20 protein-coding genes and 1 pseudogene are annotated in these 23138 nt (G+C 72.8%); 8 read left to right on the forward strand and 13 right to left on the reverse strand.

Annotation, left to right across the window (positions count from 1 at the left end; genetic code table 11):
• Positions 1-6 precede the first annotated feature (6 nt).
• From dnaK to StrepF001_RS23845, 7 genes are all read right to left on the reverse strand, one after another.
• Positions 7-1878 carry a molecular chaperone DnaK gene (dnaK, locus tag StrepF001_RS23815; protein WP_129800252.1) on the reverse strand — a complete coding sequence of 624 codons (1872 nt, stop codon included), beginning with the start codon at positions 1876-1878 and terminating at the stop codon, positions 7-9.
• 293 nt (positions 1879-2171) lie between these two features.
• Complete coding sequence (locus tag StrepF001_RS23820; protein ID WP_129800253.1) at positions 2172-2945, reverse strand: glycerophosphodiester phosphodiesterase family protein; 774 nt, start codon at positions 2943-2945, stop codon at positions 2172-2174.
• 70 nt (positions 2946-3015) lie between these two features.
• Complete coding sequence (locus StrepF001_RS23825) at positions 3016-3441, reverse strand: OsmC family protein (protein WP_129800254.1); 426 nt, start codon at positions 3439-3441, stop codon at positions 3016-3018.
• 73 nt (positions 3442-3514) lie between these two features.
• Complete coding sequence (locus StrepF001_RS23830; protein ID WP_129800255.1) at positions 3515-5317, reverse strand: hypothetical protein; 1803 nt, start codon at positions 5315-5317, stop codon at positions 3515-3517.
• Positions 5314-6375 carry a MoxR family ATPase gene (locus StrepF001_RS23835; RefSeq protein WP_129800256.1) on the reverse strand — a complete coding sequence of 354 codons (1062 nt, stop codon included), beginning with the start codon at positions 6373-6375 and terminating at the stop codon, positions 5314-5316. Before StrepF001_RS23835 ends, StrepF001_RS23830 begins: the two co-directional genes overlap by 4 nt.
• Positions 6376-6454: 79 nt before the next feature.
• Positions 6455-8554: a phage holin family protein gene (locus StrepF001_RS23840; protein ID WP_129800257.1), complete on the reverse strand. Its 2100-nt coding sequence runs from the start codon at positions 8552-8554 to the stop codon at positions 6455-6457.
• A gap of 94 nt (positions 8555-8648) precedes the next feature.
• Complete coding sequence (locus StrepF001_RS23845; RefSeq protein WP_129800258.1) at positions 8649-9050, reverse strand: hypothetical protein; 402 nt, start codon at positions 9048-9050, stop codon at positions 8649-8651.
• 83 nt (positions 9051-9133) lie between these two features.
• Here StrepF001_RS23845 and StrepF001_RS23850 point away from each other — a divergent pair, with 83 nt between their 5' ends.
• Positions 9134-9907 carry an MBL fold metallo-hydrolase gene (locus StrepF001_RS23850; protein WP_165396346.1) on the forward strand — a complete coding sequence of 258 codons (774 nt, stop codon included), beginning with the start codon at positions 9134-9136 and terminating at the stop codon, positions 9905-9907.
• Positions 9904-10524 (forward strand): VTT domain-containing protein, encoded by a 621-nt coding sequence (locus StrepF001_RS23855; protein ID WP_129800259.1) that lies wholly within the window; start codon positions 9904-9906, stop codon positions 10522-10524. Before StrepF001_RS23850 ends, StrepF001_RS23855 begins: the two co-directional genes overlap by 4 nt.
• Before the next feature lie 154 nt (positions 10525-10678).
• On the opposite strand, the gene StrepF001_RS23860 is transcribed toward StrepF001_RS23855, so the two are convergent.
• Genes StrepF001_RS23860 through StrepF001_RS23870 form a run of 3 tightly spaced genes read right to left on the reverse strand, consistent with a single transcriptional unit; the run spans position 10679 to position 13943 of the window.
• A complete protein-coding gene (locus StrepF001_RS23860) occupies positions 10679-11737 on the reverse strand; it encodes an MBL fold metallo-hydrolase (RefSeq protein ID WP_129800260.1) in 1059 nt (352 codons plus the stop codon).
• Positions 11734-12981, reverse strand: coding sequence for an aminotransferase class I/II-fold pyridoxal phosphate-dependent enzyme (locus StrepF001_RS23865; protein ID WP_129800261.1), 1248 nt, complete (start codon positions 12979-12981; stop codon positions 11734-11736). Before StrepF001_RS23865 ends, StrepF001_RS23860 begins: the two co-directional genes overlap by 4 nt.
• Positions 12982-13037: 56 nt before the next feature.
• On the reverse strand, positions 13038-13943 hold the full coding sequence (locus StrepF001_RS23870) for a hypothetical protein (RefSeq protein ID WP_129800262.1): 906 nt from the start codon (positions 13941-13943) through the stop codon (positions 13038-13040).
• Positions 13944-14213: 270 nt separating this feature from the next.
• On the opposite strand from StrepF001_RS23870, the gene StrepF001_RS23875 reads away from it, so the two are divergent.
• From StrepF001_RS23875 to StrepF001_RS23890, 4 genes are all read left to right on the forward strand, one after another.
• Complete coding sequence (locus tag StrepF001_RS23875) at positions 14214-16007, forward strand: thiamine pyrophosphate-requiring protein (RefSeq protein WP_129800263.1); 1794 nt, start codon at positions 14214-14216, stop codon at positions 16005-16007.
• 80 nt (positions 16008-16087) lie between these two features.
• Complete coding sequence (locus StrepF001_RS23880; protein ID WP_129800392.1) at positions 16088-16459, forward strand: DUF2795 domain-containing protein; 372 nt, start codon at positions 16088-16090, stop codon at positions 16457-16459.
• Positions 16460-16471: 12 nt separating this feature from the next.
• Positions 16472-16930 carry a CBS domain-containing protein gene (locus tag StrepF001_RS23885; protein WP_129800393.1) on the forward strand — a complete coding sequence of 153 codons (459 nt, stop codon included), beginning with the start codon at positions 16472-16474 and terminating at the stop codon, positions 16928-16930.
• Positions 16931-16950: 20 nt separating this feature from the next.
• Positions 16951-17493 carry a type 1 glutamine amidotransferase domain-containing protein gene (locus StrepF001_RS23890; protein WP_129800264.1) on the forward strand — a complete coding sequence of 181 codons (543 nt, stop codon included), beginning with the start codon at positions 16951-16953 and terminating at the stop codon, positions 17491-17493.
• Positions 17494-17626: 133 nt separating this feature from the next.
• On the opposite strand, the pseudogene StrepF001_RS23895 reads toward StrepF001_RS23890, so the two are convergent.
• Positions 17627-17872 (reverse strand): annotated as a pseudogene (locus tag StrepF001_RS23895) (DUF6158 family protein); the annotation flags it as partial.
• Positions 17873-17932: 60 nt separating this feature from the next.
• Here StrepF001_RS23895 and StrepF001_RS23900 point away from each other — a divergent pair.
• Positions 17933-19030: a Vms1/Ankzf1 family peptidyl-tRNA hydrolase gene (locus StrepF001_RS23900; RefSeq protein ID WP_129800265.1), complete on the forward strand. Its 1098-nt coding sequence runs from the start codon at positions 17933-17935 to the stop codon at positions 19028-19030.
• A 183-nt stretch (positions 19031-19213) separates the two neighbouring features.
• Here StrepF001_RS23900 and StrepF001_RS23905 read toward each other — a convergent pair whose 3' ends face one another.
• A complete protein-coding gene (locus tag StrepF001_RS23905) occupies positions 19214-20833 on the reverse strand; it encodes an ATP-binding cassette domain-containing protein (protein ID WP_129800266.1) in 1620 nt (539 codons plus the stop codon).
• A gap of 42 nt (positions 20834-20875) precedes the next feature.
• Complete coding sequence (locus StrepF001_RS23910; RefSeq protein WP_129800267.1) at positions 20876-21532, reverse strand: histidine phosphatase family protein; 657 nt, start codon at positions 21530-21532, stop codon at positions 20876-20878.
• Between the two features lie 72 nt (positions 21533-21604).
• Between StrepF001_RS23910 and StrepF001_RS23915 the strand changes: the two genes are divergently transcribed.
• Positions 21605-23098 carry a bifunctional phosphatase PAP2/diacylglycerol kinase family protein gene (locus StrepF001_RS23915; RefSeq protein ID WP_129800268.1) on the forward strand — a complete coding sequence of 498 codons (1494 nt, stop codon included), beginning with the start codon at positions 21605-21607 and terminating at the stop codon, positions 23096-23098.
• Positions 23099-23138 lie beyond the last annotated feature (40 nt).

Below are 23138 nucleotides of genomic sequence, written 5' to 3' on the forward strand. Positions count from 1 at the left end.
GGGGCCTCAGGCCGCTGGGCCCTTGGAGTCCTTCTCGTCGTCCACGATCTCCGCGTCGACCACTCCTTCCTCGTCCTGGGGCTCCTGGGGCGTGGTGTGCGGCTCGCTCGGCTCCGTCGGGGTCTGCTGGGCCTGCGCGTACATGGCCTGGCCCATCTTCTGGCTCACGGTGGCGAGTTTCTCGACGCCGGTGCGCAGCTCGTTCGTCTCGGCGTTGCGCTCGAGCAGCTGCTTGAGCTCGGTGACGGCCGACTCCACCTCCGACCTGGTGTCGGCCGGCACCCGTTCCTCGTTCTCGCGGAGGAACTTCTCGGTCTGGTAGACGAGCTGCTCGGCCTGGTTGCGGGTCTCGGCGGCCTCCCGGCGCCTGCGGTCCTCCTCGGCGTACTGTTCGGCCTCCCGCATCATGCGGTCGATGTCGTCCTTGGGCAGCGCCGAGCCGCCGGTGACGGTCATCTTCTGCTCGCGGCCGGTCGCCAGGTCCTTCGCGGAGACATGCATGATCCCGTTGGCGTCGATGTCGAAGGCGACCTCGATCTGCGGGACGCCGCGCGGGGCGGGCGGCAGGCCGGTGAGGTCGAAGGTGCCGAGCTTCTTGTTGTACGCGGCGATCTCGCGTTCGCCCTGGTAGACCTGGATGCCGACCGAGGGCTGGTTGTCGGTGGCGGTGGTGAAGATCTCCGAACGCCGGGTCGGGATCGTGGTGTTGCGCTCGATCAGCTTCGTCATGATGCCGCCCTTGGTCTCGATGCCCAGGGACAGCGGGGTGACGTCGAGGAGCAGCACGTCCTTGACGTCGCCGCGGAGGACGCCGGCCTGGAGGGTGGCGCCGATGGCCACGACCTCGTCGGGGTTGACGCCCTTGTGCGGGTCCTTGCCGGTGAGCTGCTTGACCAGCTCGGTGACGGCGGGCATGCGGGTGGAGCCGCCGACCAGGATGACGTGGTCGACCGCGGCGAGCTTGATGCCGGCGTCCTTGACCGCCTGGTGGAAGGGGGTCTTGCAGCGGTCGAGGAGGTCGGCGGTGAGTTCCTGGAACTGGGCCCGGGTGAGCTTCTCCTCCAGGTGGAGCGGGCCCTCCGCGGAGGCGGTGATGTACGGCAGGTTGATCGACGTCTCCGAGGAGCTGGACAGTTCGATCTTGGCCTTCTCGGCGCCCTCGCGGAGCCGCTGGAGGGCCATCTTGTCGTTGGACAGGTCGATGCCGTACTGCCCCTTGAAGCGTTTGACGAGGTGTTCGACGATCCGCTGGTCCCAGTCGTCGCCGCCGAGGTGGGTGTCGCCGTTGGTGGCCTTGACCTCGATCACGCCGTCGCCGATCTCCAGCAGGGAGACGTCGAAGGTGCCGCCACCGAGGTCGAAGACGAGGACGGTCTGCTCCTCGCCGCGGTCGAGGCCGTAGGCGAGGGCGGCGGCGGTCGGCTCGTTGATGATCCGCAGCACCTTCAGGCCCGCGATCTCCCCGGCCTCCTTGGTCGCCTGCCGCTGGGCGTCGTCGAAGTAGGCGGGCACGGTGATCACCGCGTCGGTGACGTCCTCGCCGAGATAGGCCTCGGCGTCCCGCTTCAGCTTCTGCAGGACTCGCGCCGACAGCTCCTGGGCGCGGTAGCGGGTGCCGTCCACGGAGCCCTGTTCCGGGAACCGCCAGTTCGCATCGCCCATGTGGCGCTTGACGGAGCGCGCGGTGCGCTCGACGTTCGTCACGGCCTGCCGTTTGGCGACCTCGCCCACGAGCACCTCGCCGTTCTTGGCGAAGGCCACGACCGACGGTGTGGTCCTGGCCCCTTCCGCATTGGCGACGACGGTGGGTTCGCCGCCCTCCAGGACGGCCACCACCGAGTTCGTGGTTCCGAGATCGATACCGACCGCGCGTGCCATCGCTGTCCCCTTCCGCCAGGGAGCCTCTCGATGTCCAGCACAAAACTTGAGTGGGCTCTTGTCAATGGGGCCTGTTGGTCATTCAGGCACATACCCGGGCAGGGGCCGGTCAGTCGGCGCGGGGCTTCCCGGCCGGTGCAACCGGCTTAGGGCCTGTCCGGCGGATCATGCCGGAATCGCGGGGCCTGGCACGCCCATCTGCGGCGTTGTCGTCGGTCGCCGACGCTCCGCGTCGACTCCCTCCTCCGCCTTGCAGCTGGACGCACCAGACCCCGCTCACCGGCGCCGATCAGTCACCGTCCCTTGGAGCCGGCCTGATCCGCCGAACAGGCCCTAGCGGCGCGCGCCCCGTCGCGCAGGGCCACGGCGCGCCGCGGCCGGTCGGTGATCAGTACGTCCACCCGCTCATCGGTCAGGAAGGTCCGCAGTCCGGCGTCGTCGTTGACCGTCCAGACCATGCTGAACAGACGGTGCCGGGCAGCCTCGCGCAGCACGTTGGCGCGGGCCAGCCGCTGGTGCACGGCGACCCCGTCCGCTCCGCAGGCCCGCACCCGCCGCAGGGGGAACAGTTCGCTCGCCCGGGTCGCCGCCAGCCGCCCCGCGGCCACCTCCTTGCGGCCGCGCCCCAGCGACAGGGCCGTCCGCACCCGGGGGAACGCGTGCTTGATCGCGGCGATGGAACGGTCCTCCAGCGTGGTGGCCACGAACCCGTCCGTGCCGAGCAGGGCGATCGCCCGGTCGATCAGCTCGCGCTCGTGGCCGGTCTCCTTCAGGTCCAGGTGCCCGACGAGCCGGCCGGCGATCAGCTCCATGACGTCGTCCACGACGGGCACGGGGTAGCCGGCGCGTTCGCTCAGCTCGGCGTGGGTGATCAGGGACAGCGGCGGCCCGCCTTGCCGCACGCGGGAATCGTGGTGGACGACGAAGACACCGTCGGCGGTGCGCCGGATGTCGAACTCGACGTACTCCGCGCCCGACCGCAGCGCGTCCTCGTACGCCTCCCAGGTGGCGGCGCCGAACTGTTCGGAGCCGCCCCGGTGGGCCGAGACGGCGGGGCGTGGCGTCATGGGTCAACTCCCGGACGACGAGCGGGGCGCGGGCCGCCCCCTGAGGGACGGCCCGTGCCGGAAGTGCGGCTCAGGCGAGCTTCGCGGTGAGCGTGATGGTGGTGCCCGTCAGGGCCTGGCTGACCGGGCAGTTGGCCTTGGCGTCCTCGGCGGCGGCGACGAACGCGTCGTTGTCCAGGCCGGGGACCGTTCCCTCGACGGTGAGGTGGATACCGGTGATGCCCTCACCGGGCTGGAAGGTCACGTCGGCCGAGGTGACGAGCTTGGTGGGCGGGGTCCCGGCGCCGGTCAGGCCGTGCGACAGGGCCATGGAGAAGCAGCTGGAGTGAGCGGCGGCGATCAGCTCCTCGGGGCTGGTCTTGCCGTTCGCCTGCTCGGCGCGCGACGGCCACGACACCGGCTGCTGGCCGATGCCGGAGGAGTCGAAGGTGACGACGCCGTTGCCCTCGAGCAGGTTGCCTTCCCAGACGGTGTGTGCGGAGCGCGTGGTTGCCACGGTTCTTCCTTTCACATGCTTGTGATGCGACCCCGTCTGCGGGGTTCTCGGGCACATCCGATCACATTCCGGCTCACCGTACGCGGAACACAGGCCCGCGGGGAGTGAACGGCAGGCGGGCGCCCTGGGGAACGAGGTAGGCGTGCTCGCGGCGTACCCGCAGCACATCGCACCAGCCGTCCGTGATCACCAGGACCGGCGCGGCCGGCGGGAAGTCGTCCGCGCGGTGCAGCAGATCGATCCCGGGCTGCAGGACCGTACCGCCGCGGCCGTGCACCCGCACCTTCCCCGCGATGTCGGTGACCGGAAGGTAGCCCGCGTCGTGCGGGGCCGCGTCGCAGAACACGACGCGGGCGGCCGGCACGTCCCGGGCCTCGGCGTACGAGGCGATCGCGCCCAGCGCCTTGCCGAGCAGCGTGCGGTCCATCGAACCGGAGGTGTCCAGGACGACGCCGAAGGTGCAGCGGGCGATCTCCTCGGGCGGGAAGTACCGGCCGGCCCGGGGAATGTCCGGCGTGGACGCCTGGCGGCGCGAGGGACGGGCGTACGACCGTACGGGCTCGGGGCGGGGCACGAACTCGTCGAACCAGCGGGCCAGCTGCGCGTCCCAGGGCAGCGGCGGCTGGCTGAGCGCGCGGATCTCCTCGACCAGGCCGCCGGGCAGGAAGCCGCGCTCCTGCTGCTGGTGCAGGTCGAGGCCCTGGCTCAGGCCGCGGCGGTAGAACTCGTCCAGGTCCACGTAGTCGCGCGGGCTGCCGAGCGGTCCGCCGAGGATGTCGCCCACGCCCTTGCCGCGCAGGGTCGACAGCCGGCGCATCCGGCGCAGGTCGCCCGCGATCCGGTCGTACACCTCCTCCGCCGACAGGCCCTTCAGGTCCGGGTCGTGCAGCAGCCCCTCCGGCATGGTGCCGATCTGCATCTCGCACAGCCAGCCGTTGATGACGTAGTCGGCGGCGATGTTGAACAGGTACGGGTCGCGGGTGCCGCAGCGGTCGCCGTGCCGCAGGGCGGCGTGCAGCATCTCGTGGGCGAGGACGAACCGCCACTCCTCGTCCTCGAACTGCCTGAGCGGGTTGACGTAGATCTCGCCGGCCTCGGCGTTCACGGCGGCGATCGAGATGCCGTGGGCGCGGGCGAGTTCGGCGTCGGCGACCAGCTGGATGCCGGCGGCGATGCCGCCGAGCAGCGGATAGGAGGAGACGAACCAGCTCAGCGCCTTCTCCCAGGGGCGCTGCGGGGCGAGCTTGCCGTCCATGGTGTCGCGGCGGCCGCCCGCCAGGTCGAGGGCCGCGGACATGGTGCGGGTCAGGGCGTCCGCGAACGCGAGCTGCCAGTCCGGGGGCGGCGGCCCGAACCAGGTCCCCCAGTCGACGAGCAGCTGGTCGGCCTCCCCGCCCGCGGTGCCGCAGCGCTCGTACACGGCCGGGATGCCGGCACGCCGCCAGCGCGCGGCGAGCTGCTCCTCGTCCCCGTCGGGATAGGAGGCGGGCAGGTCCTCGGGCGTCCGGCCCACCGGGAAGGTGAGGAGGAAGCGGTTGACGACGGCACAGCGGGCGGCGAGGTCGTAGCGGTCGGGCTGCTCGCGCACTCCCCTCACCGCCGGGACATGGCCGAAGCCGAGGTGGATGACGGCGTGCGCGATCGCCCAGGCCCAGTCGCGGCCGTCGGCGAGCCGATCGGGGTGGGAGTGCAGGACGCCGTCGGAGTCGACGCGGATGAGACCGTCCTCGGGCGCCAGTGCGCAGTCCTCGCGCCGGCAGCTGTTGAAGTCGACGGCCTTCAGGGCGGGGTTGGCGAGGACCAGCCGCATGCCCTCCGCGAACGCCTCCCCCGCCACGTCCCGCTTCTTCTGCCCCTTCGCGCGGGTACGGCTCATCGTCGCGCCTCCACCAGCCGCGGCATGTCCCGGGCGGCCTCGATGAGGAACCAGGCGGGCAGGACGGGGTTGCCGTCGGCGTCGGAGGCGATGACGCCCTGGGCGATCTCGACGGATATCTCGGCGAGCTGCACGAGCAGGGACTTGGCGCGGTACGCGGTCTCCCGTCCGTTCGCCGACATGTGCTCCTTGCTCGCCGGGAGTTCCTTGACGAGACGCCCCCGGAACGACTCGGCGAGGTAGTACAGCAGGTCCCGGTCCTCCAGGCGGTGCGGCCAGCGCGCGTCGCCCTTGATGATCGCCTCGATGCCGTACCGGCTGCGCACGATCTTGGCGTAGCCGCAGAAGGCGGTCGCGTGCGCGGGCGTCAGCGTGCCGTGCGCGATGACCTTCAGGGTCTCTTCGTCGAGCCCCGCACCGAAGGAGTGCAGCGCGTCGGAGAGCATGTGCCAGGAGCGGGGCGTGGAGAACGGCTCCTCGGTCTTCGGCGGCTTGGACCACAGGTGGTCGGGCCGGTCGGTGAGGTGGTCCAGGATCCACGGGTGGATGCCGTTGTTCGCGGCCCAGGTCAGCCAGTCCTTCGCGGAGGCCTCCAGGTGCACATGGGTGAGGCGGTTGACGAGGGCGGAGGCGATCGGGCGGGCGAGCGCGTTGTCGGTGGCGCGGTTTCCGGCGCCGATGACGATGGACCCCTTCGGCAGTTCGTAGCTGCCGATCCGGCGGTCCAGGATCAGCGAGTAGAACGCCTTCTGCACATCCGGGGTCGCCGCGTTCAGCTCGTCCAGGAACAGGCAGTACGGCTCGTCGCGGGCGATCGCCTCCGGCGGGCAGAACACCGAGCGCCCTTCGCGGATCTGCGGCACGCCGATCAGGTCCTCCGGCGCGAGCTGCGTGCCGAGCAGGCTCACACACTCCAGGCCCAGGGACTCGGCGAACTCCCTGACCAGGGAGGACTTCCCGATACCGGGGGCGCCCCAGAGGAAGACCGGCCGCACGGTCGCAAGACCCAGGAGCAGTTCCGGTACACGGGCGGGAGTGACAGTGACGGCTGCCTGCAACGCAGGGGCTCCTTGAAGGTGTTGAAAGATGCGGAATGCGACCAGTGTGTGCGTACGCATCCGAAGACGCAGCCGATTTTCAGGCCGCCCGCTCCTCCGGCTCCGCCTCGATCGGCACCTGCGGGCCGGTCGTCTCGCGCAGCCAGCGGCGCAGGACGCGGTGGACGTGCTCGGCGCCGACGAGGTCCTCCCCGTCGTCGACGGGCGCGGAGAAGGCGTACGGCGACAGCAGGAACGGCTTGGCCTGGGCGCCGCCGAGGCCGCCGTGCGAGCCGATCTGCTCCTCGAAGGCGAGGACCTCGCCGTCGGCCGGGTCGTGGAAGGAGTTGACCATGATGTCGGCGGCGTGCGGGAAGGAGTGCGTCCGGCGGACGGCGTCGGCGGCGCCGGGTCCGAAGGGGGCGAGCGGCCCGGAGTGGTCGTCGTCCAGCTGGTCCACCGGGATCTCCGCGCCGTACGCCCCGAGCACGACCCCGCCGTGCTCCTCGCTGCGCACGAGCAGGAAGCCGATGCCGGGATGGTTGGCAAGGGTCGGCAGCAGCGCGGGGTGCCGGGCGTCGATCTCCTCCTTGGTCATCCGGTGGTGCACGTCCGGGAAGGAGACCAGGCCGAGGTTGCCGGAGGCCAGCACGATCGGCTCCGAGCCGCGTGCCGGGCGGCGCTGCTCGTGCTCCTCCTCCACGGGCCGGTGCAGCGCCGCCCGCACGGCCGCGCGCGCCTCCGCACCGCTGCGGGTGCGCCCCGCCCTGCGCGGCACGGGCAGCCCGCAGCCGGCCCGGACCAGGTCGCCGAGGGTGAGGCCGTAGCGGGAGCGGAAGGTCTCGCCGGGGCTCTGGCCGTGATCGGACAGGACGACGATCCGGTACGGCCGCGGCGCGTGCTCGGCGACCTTCTCGATCAGCGCGAGTGCCCGGTCCAGGCGGGCGAGCACCTTCTCGGCGTCCCGGCTCATCGGCCCGGAGTGGTGCGCCACCTCGTCGTACGCCACCAGGTCGGCGTAGACGGCGGTGCGGCCGGCGAGCATGTCGCCCATCACCGCGGCGACGACGACGTCCCGTTCGACGACGGTCGCGAAGGCACGGACGAACGGGTAGAGGCCGCCGCGGGCGACCCGGGGGCGGACCTTGCGCAGCCGGGCCCGGGTGGACTGGCCGATCTCGCGACCGACCTCGGCGATGAACGACAGGGCGGTGCGGACGGCGTTCGCCGGGTCGGAGAAGTAGGCGAAGTACCCCGCCCGGGAGCGGGTCTCCCGGCTGCGCCGCCGGGCGGCGATGGACAGCACGAGGGCCTGCTGATCGGCGCCGCCGCTGAAGAGATTGCCGCGGCTGGCGCCGTCGGCGGAGAGCAGTCCTCCGTCACCGGTGCGCTCGACCGCGCGGCGCTGGAGTTCTGCGGCGCTGGCCGGCCGGTTGCTGACCATCACCTCCTGGCGGTCCTTCTCGTACCAGCGGAACGCGGGGATGTCGAAGTTGCTGCCGTGCAGGATGCCGAGCTGGCTGGCGCCGGTCTGGCTGGACCAGTCGGTGCGCCACGGGGTGAGCCGGTGGCTGGGTTCGGTCTCGGCGGCGCCGCCCGAGCCGTTGCCGAGCCAGTGGGCGACGGTCGGCATCAGCCCCTTGTCGACGGCGCCCGTCAGCACGTCGTGGCCGACGCCGTCGAACTGCACGAAGACGGTGCCGGGGCTGACCGGGCCGGGCGGCAGGGCGTGTGGGCGGCGGTCGGAAAGGCGGTAGAGCCGGCGCCGGTAGGCGTCGTCGTCGCGCACGGCGAGGGCACCGCCGGTGGCGGAGGCGACGGCGGACATCGCGGCGGCCACCACGACCGCCGTCTCCGGGTCGACGGCGCCGCGCTCGGCGGGATCGAGGCGCAGCGCGACCAGCAGCAGCGCACCGTTGAGGAAGAACACCAGCAGGCCGAGGACGAGGGCGGGCACGAGCAGCAGCAGCCGCACCAGCAGCGGCCAGACCACCGCGGACAGCAGACCGAAGGCGCCGGCCGCCGACGCGGCGGTCACGGCGATGGTGGTGGCGCTGTCGCCGTCCGCGCTCTGCAGCTGGAAGTCGGGCAGGATCCCGGCGAGTACCAGCATCGTGACCGTGCTGACGGCCCACACCGCGACGCTCCGCCCGATCTGGCTGACGGCCCGCCGCCAACGCCCTCCACGCACGCCCCGCACACCTCACGTCCCGGCCCGCCGCCGGAGCGGGCCTGCGTCCAGACTGTCACAACACCTGGCGGACACCGTTCGTCCCCCAGGGCCGCACCATCCGTCAGCGCCCGTCGTACCCGGCCGTCGGCATCGACAGCCGCCGATGGACGCGGGCCTTCATCTGAGCGTCGTACGACGGTTCGGCGCGGCCCACCGTCTCGACCCGCACCCCGCGCCGCGCGCACTCCGCGGTGAACTCGTCGACGGACGACAGCGCGCTCTCCAGCACCCGGCGGCTGGGCGCCACGAACAGGTCGCATCCGGGCCGCACTCCGTCCCACAGGGCGCCGTGGTCGGGGCGCAGCCCCCGGACCAGCAGCTGCCGGGCCACGACGTACCCCCGCTCGGCGGCCCAGCGCGCGCACATGGCGTGCTGGCTGCGGGAGTCCACCAGGAAGGGGTCCGCGTCCAGCTCCTGCAGCGGCGTCAGACTGGCGATGGCCGTGACCCGCAGTTCTCCCATGGCGTCCCCCTCACCTCAGGGTTTCGCCGCAGACCCTACTCCTGCCCGTAGGCTTCGGGGAGTCGCGCGAAGGAGGCAAAGAGGTGCCGGTGGAGGTCACGTGGTGGGGTCACGCCACCTGCACGGTCGCGGACTCGGGCGTACGTGTGCTCACCGACCCTCTGTTCGCCCGCCGGCTCGCGCATCTGCGCCGCCGCCGCGGTGCGCTGCCCCCGCCGGACGCCTGGCGCACCGACGTGGCACTGGTCTCGCATCTGCACGCCGACCACCTGCACGTGCCGTCGCTGGCGCGGCTCGCGCCGGGCACGCGCCTGGTCGTGCCCCGGGGCGCACCCCGGTCCGTGCCGGGTCTGCGCCGGCTCGCCCATCTGCAGCTGACCGAGGTGGTCCCCGGGGACAAGACCCGGGTGGGCGGCCTCGTCGTACGGGCCGTGCCCGCGCAGCACGACGGACGGCGGCTGCCGCTGGGCCCGCACCGCTCCCCCGCCCTCGGCTACGTCATCGAGGGCGAGGCCCGGACCTACTTCGCCGGGGACACCGGGCTGTTCGAGGCGATGGCGAAGGAGGTCGGGCCGGTCGACGTGGCGCTGCTGCCGGTCGGCGGCTGGGGGCCGTACCTGGGGGACGGACATCTCGACGCGGGGCGGGCGGCCGAGGCGCTGGCCCGGCTGGCGCCGCGCAGTGCCGTGCCGGTGCACTACGGCACGTACTGGCCGATCGGCATGGACGCCGTACGCCCCCATGAGTTCCACGCGCCCGGCGACGACTTCGTGCGGTTCGCGGCCCAGCGTGCGCCGCAGGTCGCGGTGCACGCGCTCCGGCACGGCGAGAGCGTGCGCCTGGAGGTCGCGCGGTGAACTGGCTCGCGGCCTCCTCCACGGTGCCGCCGGAATCCACCCAGCAGGCGATCGGCTATCCGACGCTGTTCCTGCTGGTGCTGCTCGGTGCGCTGGTGCCGGTGGTGCCGACCGGGGCGCTGGTGAGTTCGGCGGCGGTGGTCGCCTTCCACCAGACGGCGCCGTTCTCGCTGGCGCTGGTGTTCGTGACGGCTTCGCTGGCCGCGTTCCTCGGTGATGCCACGCTGTACTGGCTGGGGCGGCGCGGCATGGGGTCGAGGAACGGCTCGCGCTGGCTGGAGGCGATCCGGGCGCGGGCGCCGGAGGAACGGCTGGCCCAGGCCCAGGAGAAGCTCGCCACGCACGGGGTGGCGGTGCTCGTGCTGTCCCGGCTGGTGCCGGCGGGCCGGCTGCCGGTGATGCTGGCCTGCCTGCTGGCGAAGTGGTCGATGCGGCGGTTCGCCCGCGGTAATCTGCCGGCCTGTCTGGCCTGGGCTGTGACGTATCAGCTGATCGGGATTCTCGGTGGGTCGTTGTTTCCGGAGCCGTGGGAGGGCGTGGTCGCGGCGGTGGCGCTGACGCTGGTCATCAGTGCGGTGCCGAGTGGCTGGCGCCGGCTGCGGAAGGCTGGCGCCTGAGCACTCGGGTGGCAATGCCGTACGGCGGCTGCGGGTCGTTCGTGGCTGGTCGCGCCCACGATGGGGGTCCCCCCGCTCGAGCGAAGCCGAGAGTGGGGGAGGAGCCGCATATCGACTCGGCCCCGCGCCCCTTACCGGCATGTCCTCGCGCCTCTCATTGGGCGCCGTCCAGCACCCCTGACCCACCAACCGGCAAGTCCCACAGGTCCTCCCGTGCCAGGCCCGCCTTCTCCCACGCCGCACGCACGCGCGTCAGCGGTTCCAGGACCGGTTCCGCCGACAGCACGAACGTGGCCCAGTGCATGGGGGCCATGCGCTGGGCTCCGAGGTCCTGTACCGCCCGTACCGCCTCCTCCGGGTCGCAGTGGACGTCGCTGAGCCACCAGCGGGGGTTGTACGCGCCGATCGGCATCAGGGCGAGGTCGATGCCCGGGTGGCGTCGGCCGATCCGGGTGAACCAGTGGCCGTAGCCGGTGTCGCCGGCGAAGTAGAGGCGGCGGCCGTCGGGGGCGGTCAGTACCCAGCCGCCCCACAGGCTGTGGCAGGCGTCCGTCAGGGTCCGCTTGGACCAGTGGTGGGCGGGCACGAAGTCGAAGCGGATGCCGTCCAGTTCGGCCGCCTCCCACCAGTCCAGCTCGGTGACGCAGGTGAACCGGCGGCGGTGGAACCAGCGGCCGAGCCCGGCCGGTGCGAACACGGGGGTGTCGCGTGGGAGCCGACGCAGGGTGGGGGCGTCCAGGTGGTCGTAGTGGTTGTGGCTGATGACGACCGCGTCGACGCGCGGCAGCTCGTCCCAGTCGACCCCGACGGGTGTGATACGGGCGGGAGTGCCGAGGATGCGGCGGGACCACACCGGGTCGGTCAGCACGGTGAGCCCGCCGATGCGCAGGACCCAACTGGCGTGTCCCGCCCAGGTGACGGCGACGGTGCGGGCGTCCACGCGGGGCAGCGGGGCGGGTTCGAAGGGCAGGCGGGGAATGTCGGCGAGGCCCTCGCGGCCGGGGCGTACGGCGCCTTCGCGGGCGAACCGGGCGAGGGCCTTGATGCCGGGCAGCGGGGCGGTCAGCCGGTCGTGGAAGGTCCGCGGCCAGACCCGCCGCTCGGCGAGCGGACGGGGTTCGGCGAGCGGCGGAACAGGGGGCGCGAAGGGTGATGTGGCCGCCGGATCGTCGGATTCCTGGGTGCTCGTGGTCGACTCGGACTGTGGCGTCATCGAGGAGGCTCCCGTCGCTGAGCGTCGTCGCGGAGATCGTCGAAGACCGACCTCAAGCCGATCAACGCACGTCGCACGTGTGGCAGTTCCAACGGCTCGGGTGAATCGAGGCATTCCGCGCGCTCGGCGTCCGTGCCGCCCAACAGCGGGCCGGTGGACAGCCGGACGCGCAGCGCGCCGAGCTCGTCGCCGAAGCGGTGGCCGCCCGGAGCGGGCATGCCGAGCCGGGCGGTGAGGAAGTCCTCCAGTTCCTGCGCGTCGCCCACACCGTGCGGGGCGAGCGCGGACCGCAACGGGCCCAGATCGACGTAGAGATGACGGCCCGCCTGCGGTGGCCGGGCGAGGGCGCCCGCCGCGACGACGGTGTGGTGCGCGGCCTGCGCCACGCGCGCGTGCAGGCGTACGACGGCGGCCGCCCGGGCGCTGACCGGCTCGGGCTCGCCCAGGGCGTACCCGGCCGCGGCGGCGACCGGGCCCGCGACCCGCGCGTCGAGTGCGGTCAGCACATCCAGTACGCGCGCGTGCAGCTCCTCCCCGGACTCGCCCGCGGGGAAGCGGGCGACGGCGGCGGGCCAGCCCGGCGGCAACAGCGCACCGGCCAGGTCACTGACGACAGTGACCCGGTCGGGCAGCATCTCGGCGGGACTGAACAGCACGGTGTCGTGCCGCGCGTGCAGCGTGTCGCGCCAGGTCTCGTCGCTGACCAGGTGCAGTCCCTCACCGGCCGCGGCCTCGAGGGTCTCGTGCAGCACCTCCGGCGGTGCCACCGTCGCCGTCGGGTCGTCGGCGACGGACAGCACCAGCAGCCGCGGATCGCCGCCCTCGGCGCGCACCCGGCGCACGGTCTCCAGCAGCGCGTAAGGATCGGGCACCCCGCCGCACTCGGCCGGCGTCGCCACGTGGAAGGCGGGTCTGCCCAGCAGGCGTGCGTACGGCGCCCACCACGCGGCGCAGGGCCGGGGCACCAGGACGTCGCCGCCGATCGCGGCGGTCAGCGCGAGCAGCAGGGCGGGTGCGCCGGGAGCGGCCACGGCATGTTCGGGGGCGACGGCCAGTCCACGCCGCTCCCAGTAGCCGCACGCCGCGTCCAGAAGGGCGGATCCGCCGCCGACCGGCTCGCTCCCGGCCCGGCCCGCGGCCGCGGCGAGCACGGCGGACAGCTCCGGCAGCACGGGCAGCCCGTCGTCGGGGAGGGGCGGCCCGTAGCGGACGGGTCCGTGGCCTTCCGGGTCCGTCCGCCGCATGCGTACCTCCCGTGCTGGTCGTCTCTCGCGCTCTGCGTACCCAGCCCGCCCTGGTCTCAGGCGTCCGCCGACGAGTCCCTGCGCCACAGTCGGTACACGGCCGCGCCGAGCGCCCCCGCGATCAGCAGGCCGCCGGTCACGAGCGCGGGCACGGACACGCCGAAGTCCCCTCCCTTGCCGGCCTTCACCCCGTGCTGGATCACCGGCGGCTTACAGGATTCGCGGGGCACGGTGCAGCGCGGGCCGATGCCGCCGTCCTCCGGACGGGCCACGATGAACGTCGTCTTGAACGGTTTGCCCTTCGCACCGGGCGCCGCCGGACAGGTGCCCTCGACGGTCCAGGAGGATTCCGTTCCGGCGGCGGGCGGGGGGCGGCGGGCGGGGGTGCCGAACCGGCAGGGGGCGGAGCAGCCGGATCGGCGGCGGGCGGCGCAGCCGAACCGGCGGGGGGCGGAGCAGCCGGATCGGCGGGGGGCGGCGCAGCCGGATCGGCGGGGGCGGCGCAGCCGGATCGGCGGGGGCGGAGCAGCCGAACCGGCGGCGGGCGGCGCAGCCGAACCGGCGGCGGGCGGAGCAGCCGAACCGGCAGGGGGCGGCGCAGCCGGATCGGCGGCGGGCGGCGCAGCCGATCCAGCGGGGGGCGGGAGGGCCGCGAGGCTCGCGGCGGGCGGGATGCGGGCGGTCCCCCGGTACGCGGGCCCGGACAGTGCGTTGCCGTTGCCGGGAACCAGGTTCAGCTTCAGGGTCCCCCCGGGGAACGCCTTGGACTTCGCCACCACAGTGGCGGGCGCCTTCCCTCCGAAGGGATCGCAGGACACGGAGACGGTGACGCTGCCGCCCGGTCGGCTGGCGGCGGGTCTGACCTCCGCAGCCGGATCCGCCGAGACGACGGGAACGGCACTGGCCAGCACAGCCCCGGCCAGAATGGCGACGGACAGGACACGGGCGCTGCTTGGGTGCATGGGACGGACTCCTTGGACCGATCGGACCGACGGCGACGGGGGCACGAGGGCCGCGCCCCACAGCCATCACAGCCCTCCCGTCAAAGGGGACGCGCGCGGCGGGACCCCATTGGCGGGACGTCAACGCTCGTGTGGGTGATCCGCCCCGGCCCGGCCGGCAAGCACCCGGCAGGTTTTCCACAGGGGCGGGGGGTGACTCGTAGGGATGCCGACAACCCTGCCGACAACCCCTTACGCGACTCACTTCCTACGTCCGGAAGGACGCCTCATATGAGCACGAAGGTCTCCGACCACGTCCTGCAGCGGCTGCGCGAGTGGGGTGTGGAGCACGTCTTCGGCTACCCCGGCGACGGGATCAACGGACTGCTCGCCGCCTGGGGCCGCGCCGACGACCGGCCGCGGTTCATCCAGTCCCGGCACGAGGAGATGTCCGCGTTCCAGGCGGTCGGCTACGCCAAGTTCGGCGGCCGTCTCGGAGTGTGCGCGGCGACCTCGGGGCCGGGCGCGATCCACCTGCTCAACGGTCTGTACGACGCCAAGCTGGACCATGTTCCGGTGCTGGCGATCGTCGGCCAGACGCACCGCAGCGCGATGGGCGGCTCGTATCAGCAGGAGGTGGACCTGCACGCGCTGTTCAAGGACGTCGCCTCCGACTTCCTGGAGACGGTGACGGTTCCGGAGCAGTTGCCGAACGTGCTGGACCGGGCCATCCGCACCGCGTACGCCCGGCGCTCCCCCACCGCGGTCATCATCCCCGGCGACGTGCAGGAGCTCGACTACTCGCCGCCCACCCACGAGTTCAAGATGGTGCCCTCCAGCCTGGACCGCAGCGCATGGACGGCGATTCCCTCGGAGGAGTCCCTGCGCCGGGCCGCGGACGTCCTCAACGCGGGTGACAAGGTCGCGATCCTGGTCGGCCAGGGCGCCGCGGGCGCGCAGGCGGAGGTGGAGCGGATCGCCGAGCTGCTCGGTGCGGGCGTCGCCAAGGCGCTGCTCGGCAAGGACGTGCTCAGCGACGAACTGCCGTACGTCACCGGCTCGATCGGCCTGCTGGGCACCCGTCCGTCGTACGAGCTGATGCGGGACTGCGACACGCTGCTGACCGTCGGCTCCTCGTTCCCGTACACCCAGTTCATGCCGGAGTTCGGCAAGGCACGCGGGGTGCAGATCGACATCGATCCGCACATGGTCGGGATGCGTTATCCGTACGAGGTGAATCTCGTCGGCGACGCCAGGGAGACCCTCCAGCGGCTGATCCCGCTGCTGGACGGCGAGCGCGGGCGCGAGTGGTTCGACACGGTGTGCGCGAACGTGACGCACTGGCGCGAGGTGATGGAGCGCCGGGCGGGGCTGTCGGCCGATCCGATCAACCCGGAGTACGTGGCCCGTGCCCTGGACCCGCTGCTGCCGGCCGACGCGATCATCACGTCCGACTCGGGGTCGGCCGCGAACTGGTACGCCCGGCATCTGACGATGCGGCCCGGCATGCGCTCCTCGCTCTCCGGGACGCTGGCGACGATGGGCTGCGGGGTGCCGTACGCGATCGGCGCGAAGTTCGCCCACCCGGACCGGCCCGCGATCGCGCTGGTCGGGGACGGGGCGATGCAGATGAACGGGCTCGCCGAGCTGATCACGGCGGCGAAGTACTGCGGCCGCTGGCAGGATCCGCGGCTGGTGGTCGGCGTCTGGAACAACCACGACCTGAACCAGGTGACGTGGGAGATGCGGGCCATGGAGGGCGCACCGTCCTTCCTGCCCTCGCAGGAGATCCCGGACGTGCAGTACGCCGCCTTCGCCCGCTCCCTGGGCCTGACCGGCGTGCGCGTGGAGAAGCCGGGGGACGTCGAGGCGGGCTGGCGGGCCGGTCTGGCGGCCGACGGTCCCGCGGTGATCGAGTTCCTCACGGACCCGGCGGTGCCGCCGATCCCGCCGCACGCGACATGGGAGCAGATGGAGGCGACGGCCGCGTCGATCCTGAAGGGCGACGCAGACCGCGGCTCCATGATCAAGCAGGGCTTCAAGGCGAAGGTGCAGGAGTTCCTGCCGGGCCGGCAGAAGAAGTAGGCGGTTGTGCGGCGCCGTGCCGGTGTCACCGCCCGCCCTCCGGGTACGCGGTGCGCACCCCCGAATATCTGGAGCACAACATGCAGCGAGGCAGTGACCGGCTGAGCGTCCACCGGGACGAGGAGATGAAGCACGAACTGCAGGGGCTGCTCAGGTCGGGCCACCCCACCCGCACGGAGGAGTGGAACGATCCCGAGCCCGTGGCCGAGGACGATCCCCGGATCGCGGGCGGACCGGCCATGCCGGGCTCCCTTGCGGAGATCCGGCTGGAGCTGGGCCGCATTCTGGGCCGCAGCGCGTTTCCCGCGGGACCGGGCGAGCTGATGAACGCCCTGCGCCGCCGGAACGCGCCCGACGCCCTGATCGAGCCGCTGCGGCGACTGCCCCGTTCGGCGCGTTACGGCAACGTCCAGGAGCTGGCGGAGGCCCTGACGCGCGGTGAGCGACGTTGAGGAGGCGTGATGATGGCCGATTTCGTGCGGGAGGTGATGACGCCGGGTGTGGTCGCCGTCCGTCCGGACGCCTCGGTGGTGGAGGCGGCGCAGCTGATGCGCGCCCAGGACATCGGCGATGTGGTGGTGGCCGACGGACAGCAGGTGGTCGGCATGCTCACCGACCGTGACATCACGGTGCGTGCCGTGGCCGAGGGTCTCGATCCGCTGACCGTGAGCGCACGGTCGGTGTGCACACCGCACCCGGTCATGGTGTCGCCGCAGGACCCGGTGTCGACGGCGGTCGCGCTGATGCGCGAGAAGGCCGTACGCAGGCTGCCGGTCGTCGAGAACGGCCTCCCCGTGGGGATGGTCAGCCTCGGGGACCTGGCGGTGACGCAGGACCCGGACAGCGCGCTCGCCGACATCAGCCGGGCCGAACCGGATCACGACCTCCAACCGGCCGCCCCCGACATCCGGGGACCGATGTGACGAAGGCACGGTGAACCGTCATGCGTATCGCGTTTCTGACCGCACCCGAGGGCGTCGAACAGGTCGAGCTGACCGACCCCTGGCAGGCGGCCGTCGAGGCCGGCCACGATCCCGTGCTCGTGTCGACGAAGCCGGGCGAGGTGCAGGCCTTCCATCACCTCGACAAGGCGGACACGTTCACCGTCGACGAGGTGGTGGGCGAGACGTCGGCCGGCTCCTTCGACGGCCTGGTGCTGCCGGGCGGCGTGGCCAACCCCGACTTCCTGCGGATGAACCCCAAGGCCGTGGCGTTCGTCCGGGACTTCTTCGAGCAGGGCCGGCCGGTCGCCGCGATCTGCCATGCGCCGTGGACGCTGGTCGAGGCGGACGTCGTACGGGGCCGGGTGCTGACCTCGTGGCCGAGCGTGCGGACCGACATCCGCAACGCGGGCGGCACCTGGGTGGACGAACAGGTCAAGATCTGCGACCACGGTCCGAACAAGCTGGTCACCAGCCGCAAGCCGGACGACCTGAAGGCGTTCTGCACGGCGTTCCTGGAGGTGTTCGCCAAGGAGACGGCGTAACCGACGGGCTGTCCGTCCCTCCGTCGTGTCACGGGCCTGGGCTGCGGTCCTGGCCGGGGCCGGTCGCGGTGGCGCCCTGTCCCCACTTCCCGACCGGGGTCTGCTGTTCGCGGGCCCCGTCACACACCGCGGCCCGCTCCCGGGCGCCCTCCCGGGTGCGCCCCGGGGAGACGAAGCGGCGCGGATTGCGGCGCAGGTACTCGCCCTCCAGCTGGGCCATGCGTTCGTTGTGGACGCGCAGCGCGTCGTTCGAGCCGTACAGCAGGGTGTCGTGGCGCGTGCGGTGGATGGTCTCCAGCTCCTTCATGAGCTGCTGGTCGTCCAGCCGACCCGGTTCGACTCCGGTCATCGTGGTGCCCCGCTCGTCGTGTTCATTCATGGGGTTCGGGTACCCGCCCGGCAAGCAGCAGTACCCCCGAACGGCAACCGGGAGGGAGCCATGGATCTCGCGTTCCTGCATCCACTCTACGAACATCCGGGGCCGTGGGCCTCCGTGTACGTCGATCTCTCCCGGCACACGGAGGACACACCCCACGAGCGGCATCTGACGGCGGAGGCGATGTCCCGGGAACTCGCGGGTCAGGGCGCCGACGAGGCGACCTGCACGGCCGTGCGTGACGCGATCGAGGAGCTGAAGCACTCGCCGGAGCCGCACGGCCGGGCCCTGTTCGCCCGCGCGGGTCAGGTGGTCCTCGACCCGCCGCTGGCCCGCGCCCCACAGGGCGGCGGCTGGGCTCGGTGGGCGCCGCTGCCCCGCGCCACCCCGCTGCTCGACCTGACCGGCGAGGACGCCGTGGCCGTCGTGGCGTACGTCGACCGCAGGGGCGCCGACTTCGAGCTGCGCAGCGCGCTGGTCCGGGAGAAGGCCGGTTCGGTCGCCGGACGTCAGTGGCCCGTGCATCGTACGAGCAGCGTGGACTGGTCGGAGCGGCACTTCCAGCTGCGGGTGGAGAACACCTGGGAGCACAACGCGGCGGAGATCGCCGACGCGCTCGCGGTGTGCCAGGAGGAGACCCTGGCCGATCTGCTGATCCTGGTCGGCGAGGACCGGGAGCAGCGGGCCGTGCACGAGCGGCTGCCGCAGCGGCTGCACGACCGGGTGGTCCAGGCCCCGCACGGCACGGGCAGCCGGCTCCTCGACACGGACGTGGAGGAGGCCCGCGCCACCCATGTGCGCCGGCGTGCCGAGGCCGAGCTGGAGCGGTTCCTGGCGGCCCGCGCGCAGGCGGCGGAGGGCGTGCCCGCGGTGATCGAGGCGGCCCGGGAGCACCGGATCGACGAGCTCGTCGTCCGCCCGGACGGCCCCGACACATACCGCGAGGTGTGGATCGGTGAGGATCCGGACCAGCTGGCGGTGCGCCGTACGGACCTGAAGATCCTCGGCGAGCAGCACTCCTGGTCCGCCCGCGCGGACGACGCGCTGATCCGCTCGGCGGTGGCGACGGCCGCACCGGCGATCTCCCTGACCCCGGCCGAGGCGGCACGCGAGCAGGACGTACCGGCGGGCGGCCTGGGCGCACTGCTGCGCTGGACGTGAACCGCGCCAAGCGCTCCGCTGGAAGTCCGGTACGCCACCTGCGGGTGCGTCGTGGCTGGTCGCTCCCCCACTCTCGGCTCCGCTCGAGCGGGGGGACCCCCATCGCGGCGGAGCCGCATGTCGATACAGCCCCGCGCCCCTTCGGGGCGCTGCCGAACCGCACCGGACTTCACCGAGTCCGCGTCAGCGGACGCGCTCCACCCGGCGTTCGTCCCACACCGGTTCCGGGGTCTCCCTGACCCGGCCGTCGCTGCCGAAGACCAGGTAGCGGTCGAAGGAGCGGGCGAACCAGCGGTCGTGGGTGACCGCGAGGACCGTGCCGTCGAACGCCTCCAGGCCTTCCTGGAGGGCTTCGGCGGACTCCAGGTCGAGGTTGTCGGTCGGCTCGTCCAGGAGCAGGGCGGTGGCGCCCTGGAGTTCCAGCAGGAGGATCTGGAAGCGGGCCTGCTGGCCCCCGGAGAGCCGGTCGAAGCTCTGCTCGGCCTGGCCGGTCAGCTCGTAGCGGCGCAGCCGGGACATGGCGGCGCCCCGGTCCTGGGCGTGTTCGCGCCACAGGATGTCGAGCAGTGACCGGCCGGCCAGTTCCGGGTGCGCGTGGGTCTGTGCGAAGTGGCCGGGCACGACCCGCGCCCCGAGCTTCCACTCCCCGGTGTGCGCCACGTCGTCCCCGGCGAGGAGCCTGAGGAAGTGCGACTTGCCGGAGCCGTTGGAGCCGAGGACGGCGACCCGTTCGCCGTAGAAGACCTCCAGGTCGAAGGGTTTCATCAGCCCGGTGAGCTCGAGTCCCTTGCAGGTGACGGCGCGGACGCCGGTACGGCCGCCCTTGAGCCGCATGCGGATGTCCTGCTCGCGCGGTGGCTCCGGCGGCGGGCCCGCCTCCTCGAACTTGCGCAGCCGGGTCTGGGCCGCCTGGTAGCGGGACGCCAGCTCATGGCTGATCGAGGCGGCCTGACGGAGGTTCAGCACGAGCTTCTTCAACTGGGCGTGCTTCTCGTCCCAGCGCCGGCGCAACTCCTCGAAGCGGGCGAAGCGTTCACGCCGGGCCTCGTGGTAGGTGGCGAAGCCGGCGCCGTGCACCCAGGCGTCGGCACCCGCGGGGCCGGGCTCGACGGAGACGATCCGCTCGGCGGCACGGGCGAGGAGTTCCCGGTCGTGGGAGACGAACAGAACCGTCTTGCGGGTCTCCTTCAGGCGCTCCTCCAGCCAGCGTTTGCCGGGCACGTCGAGGTAGTTGTCCGGCTCGTCGAGCAGCAGCACCTCGTCGGTGCCGCGCAGCAGCGCCTCCAGGACCAGGCGCTTCTGCTCGCCGCCGGAGAGGGTGCGCACCTGCCGCCACTGCGCCTTCTCGTACGGCACCCCCAGCGCGGCCGTGGTGCACATGTCCCACATCGTCTCCGCCTCGTAGCCGCGCGCCTCGGCCCAGTCGGCCAGTGCCTGCGCGTACGTCAGCTGGGCGGTCTCGTCGTCGACGGTCATGATGGCGTGCTCGGCGGCGTCGACGGCCGCGGCGGCCTCGCGGATGCGCGGCGGTGCGACGGACACCAGCAGGTCGCGTACGGTCGTCTCGTCCCGTACGGAGCCCACGAACTGCCGCATCACGCCGAGCCCGCCACTGACGGTGACGGTGCCGCCGTGGGGTTTCAGCTCGCCCGAGATCAGCCGGAGCAGGGTGGTCTTGCCGGCGCCGTTGGGGCCGACGAGGGCGACGAGGGCCCCTTCGCCCACCCGGAACGACACGTCGCCGAGCAGGGTCCTCCCGTCCGGGAGGTGGTACTCGAGGTGTGCGGCTTCCAGATGTCCCATGAGGCCGCATTGTGCGGGCGGCTCGCCACCTGCGGCAAACGCTTATTCGCTCGCGTCCAGCGGGCGCCCGGCGGGTCCGCCCTCACCCGCGGGCAGCACCGTCGCGCCCGCCCACGACAGCGCCTTCCAGCCGTCGGAGGGTGAGCCCTCGAGGATCACCACGCCGGTGTTCTCCAGCGGGCGGGCCGCGGCGAAGGGCACGTCGACATTGGCGGCGCGGGCGGCGGTCCACATCCGGATGGCGGCGCCGTGGCTGACCATGGCGACGGTTCCGGCGCCGCTGTCGGCGGCCTCGGCGACCACGGCGTCGTACCGTGCGAGCGCCTCCTCGCCGCTCTCCCCGCCCGGCATCCGCAGCGTGGTGTCACCGGCGGCCCAGGCGAACGCCGTCCGCATGTACTCCTGGCCGCGCTCGGAGTCGCCGGGCAGCATCTCCAGCTCGCCGGCCGTGAGCTCCCGGATGCCGTCCCGGACGATCACCTTCAGCCCGCAGGTCGCCACGAGCGGCTCGGCGGTGAGCTGGGTGCGTACGAGGGTGGAGGCGTAGACGGCCTCGATGTCCTCGTCGGCGAGGGCTGCGGGCAGGGCGGCGGCCTGGCGTTCGCCCAGCTCGGTCAGGCCCGGCCCCGGGACGGCGGTGTCCAGCAGGTAGGCGAGGTTGGTGGGGGTCTGGCCGTGGCGGACGAGGAGCAGGCGCATCGATGGGTTCCTCCGGGTGCCGGCCACCGCCGACGGGGCAGAGAACGGCGCCTTCAGGGTACCCGCGCTTATATGAGCCCAGATGTCGACCTCACCCTGCCGAAACCCGGCCATCACATCCTGCGCGACCGGCTGCTCGCCCTCGACTGCCGGCTGTTCGAGTTCGCCGCCGGACGTCACTGGCCCGCCGCCGAGCCCGTCCTGCCGAGGCTGAGCCGGAGCGCGAACCACGGGGTGCTGTGGTTCGCGACGGCGGGCCTGATCGCGGCGAGCCGCACCCCGAGGGGCCGCCGGGCCGCCGTGCGGGGCGTGGCCTCGCTCGCCCTGGCGTCGGCCACCATCAACACTCTCGGCAAGCGCAGTGTGCGCCGCCCCCGCCCGGTCCTCGACCCCGTCCCGCTGGTCCGGCAGCTGAAGCGGCAGCCGATCACCACGTCGTTCCCGTCCGGTCACTCCGCCTCCGCGGCGGCCTTCGCCACCGGGGTGGCGATGGAGTCCTCCGCCTGGGGTGCCGTCGTGGCCCCGGTCGCGTTCTCGGTCGCCATGTCCCGCGTCTACACGGGGGTCCACTTCCCGAGCGACGTACTGGCGGGTGCGGTGCTCGGCATGGGCGCCGCGTTCGCCGTACGTGGTCTGGTGCCGAGCCGGGCGCAGGTCACACTGCCGGCCCGGCCGCGGGCCGAGGCTCCGCCACTGCCCGACGGAGAGGGCCTGGTCGTCGTGGCCAACACGGCGGCGGGCAGTGCGGACCGAGCGCGGGCGCTGCGGGACGCGCTGCCGCGGGCCGAGGTCGTCGAGTGCGCGCCGCAGGACGTGCGCGCCGAGCTGGAGAAGGCGGCCGCCCGGGCCCGGGTGCTCGGGGTGTGCGGTGGCGACGGCACGGTGAACGCGGCCGCGGAGATCGCCCTGCGCCGCGGCCTGCCGCTCGCGGTGCTGCCCGGAGGCAGCCTGAACCACTTCGCGAACGACCTGGGCGTGGCGGACGTCCGGACGCTGGCTCGCGCGGTCCGGCGGGGCGACGCCGTGCGGGTGGACGTGGGCCGGTTCTCCTGCGGCGAGAAGCAGGGCGTCTTCGTCAACACATGCAGTCTGGGCGTCTATCCGGAGCTGGTCCGTGAGCGGGACCGCTGGTCGCACCGGATCGGCAGCTGGCCGGCCGGGGTGCTCGCGGCGCTGTGCGTCCTGAGCGCGGACCGGCATCCGCTGGAGGTCGAACTCGGCGGCAGGACACGGCCGTTGTGGCTGTTGTTCGCCGGGAACGGCACCTACCACCGGATGGGCCTCGCACCGGCCCGCCGGCTCGAGCTCGCGGACGGACAGCTCGACATACGGGTCGTGCACGGCGGGCGCGGACCGGCGCTGCGGCTGCTCGCCGCCGCCCTCGCCGGCCCGCTGACCCGCTCCCCGGCGCACGCGGCGATCCATGTGGGCCGGTTGCGGCTGTCCGGCGTCGCACCGGGCACGCTGCTCGCCTACGACGGAGAGGTCACCGAGGTGGCGGGCGAGGTCACGCTGGAGAAGCTGCCCGAGGCACTGGTCGTCTACCGGCCCATACCCAGGGGATGACGGTCCGTCAGTCCATATTGCAGAACACAATGTCTCATCA

The sequence above is a fragment of the Streptomyces sp. F001 genome (assembly GCF_004187715.1).
In the GTDB taxonomy this organism is placed as follows: domain Bacteria; phylum Actinomycetota; class Actinomycetes; order Streptomycetales; family Streptomycetaceae; genus Streptomyces; species Streptomyces flavusporus.

Bases quoted from the DNA above. Each gene is read 5' to 3' on its own strand.
- dnaK (WP_129800252.1), bottom strand. From the start codon at position 1,878: ATGGCACGCGCGGTCGGTATCGATCTCGGAACCACGAACTCGGTGGTG.
- StrepF001_RS23820 (WP_129800253.1), bottom strand. From the start codon at position 2,945: ATGACGCCACGCCCCGCCGTCTCGGCCCACCGGGGCGGCTCCGAACAG.
- StrepF001_RS23830 (WP_129800255.1), bottom strand. From the start codon at position 5,317: ATGAGCCGTACCCGCGCGAAGGGGCAGAAGAAGCGGGACGTGGCGGGG.
- StrepF001_RS23845 (WP_129800258.1), bottom strand. From the start codon at position 9,050: ATGGGAGAACTGCGGGTCACGGCCATCGCCAGTCTGACGCCGCTGCAG.
- StrepF001_RS23860 (WP_129800260.1), bottom strand. From the start codon at position 11,737: ATGACGCCACAGTCCGAGTCGACCACGAGCACCCAGGAATCCGACGAT.
- StrepF001_RS23865 (WP_129800261.1), bottom strand. From the start codon at position 12,981: ATGCGGCGGACGGACCCGGAAGGCCACGGACCCGTCCGCTACGGGCCG.
- StrepF001_RS23870 (WP_129800262.1), bottom strand. From the start codon at position 13,943: ATGCACCCAAGCAGCGCCCGTGTCCTGTCCGTCGCCATTCTGGCCGGG.
- StrepF001_RS23875 (WP_129800263.1), top strand. From the start codon at position 14,214: ATGAGCACGAAGGTCTCCGACCACGTCCTGCAGCGGCTGCGCGAGTGG.
- StrepF001_RS23880 (WP_129800392.1), top strand. From the start codon at position 16,088: ATGCAGCGAGGCAGTGACCGGCTGAGCGTCCACCGGGACGAGGAGATG.
- StrepF001_RS23885 (WP_129800393.1), top strand. From the start codon at position 16,472: ATGGCCGATTTCGTGCGGGAGGTGATGACGCCGGGTGTGGTCGCCGTC.
- StrepF001_RS23890 (WP_129800264.1), top strand. From the start codon at position 16,951: ATGCGTATCGCGTTTCTGACCGCACCCGAGGGCGTCGAACAGGTCGAG.
- StrepF001_RS23900 (WP_129800265.1), top strand. From the start codon at position 17,933: ATGGATCTCGCGTTCCTGCATCCACTCTACGAACATCCGGGGCCGTGG.
- StrepF001_RS23905 (WP_129800266.1), bottom strand. From the start codon at position 20,833: ATGGGACATCTGGAAGCCGCACACCTCGAGTACCACCTCCCGGACGGG.
- StrepF001_RS23910 (WP_129800267.1), bottom strand. From the start codon at position 21,532: ATGCGCCTGCTCCTCGTCCGCCACGGCCAGACCCCCACCAACCTCGCC.
- StrepF001_RS23915 (WP_129800268.1), top strand. From the start codon at position 21,605: ATGAGCCCAGATGTCGACCTCACCCTGCCGAAACCCGGCCATCACATC.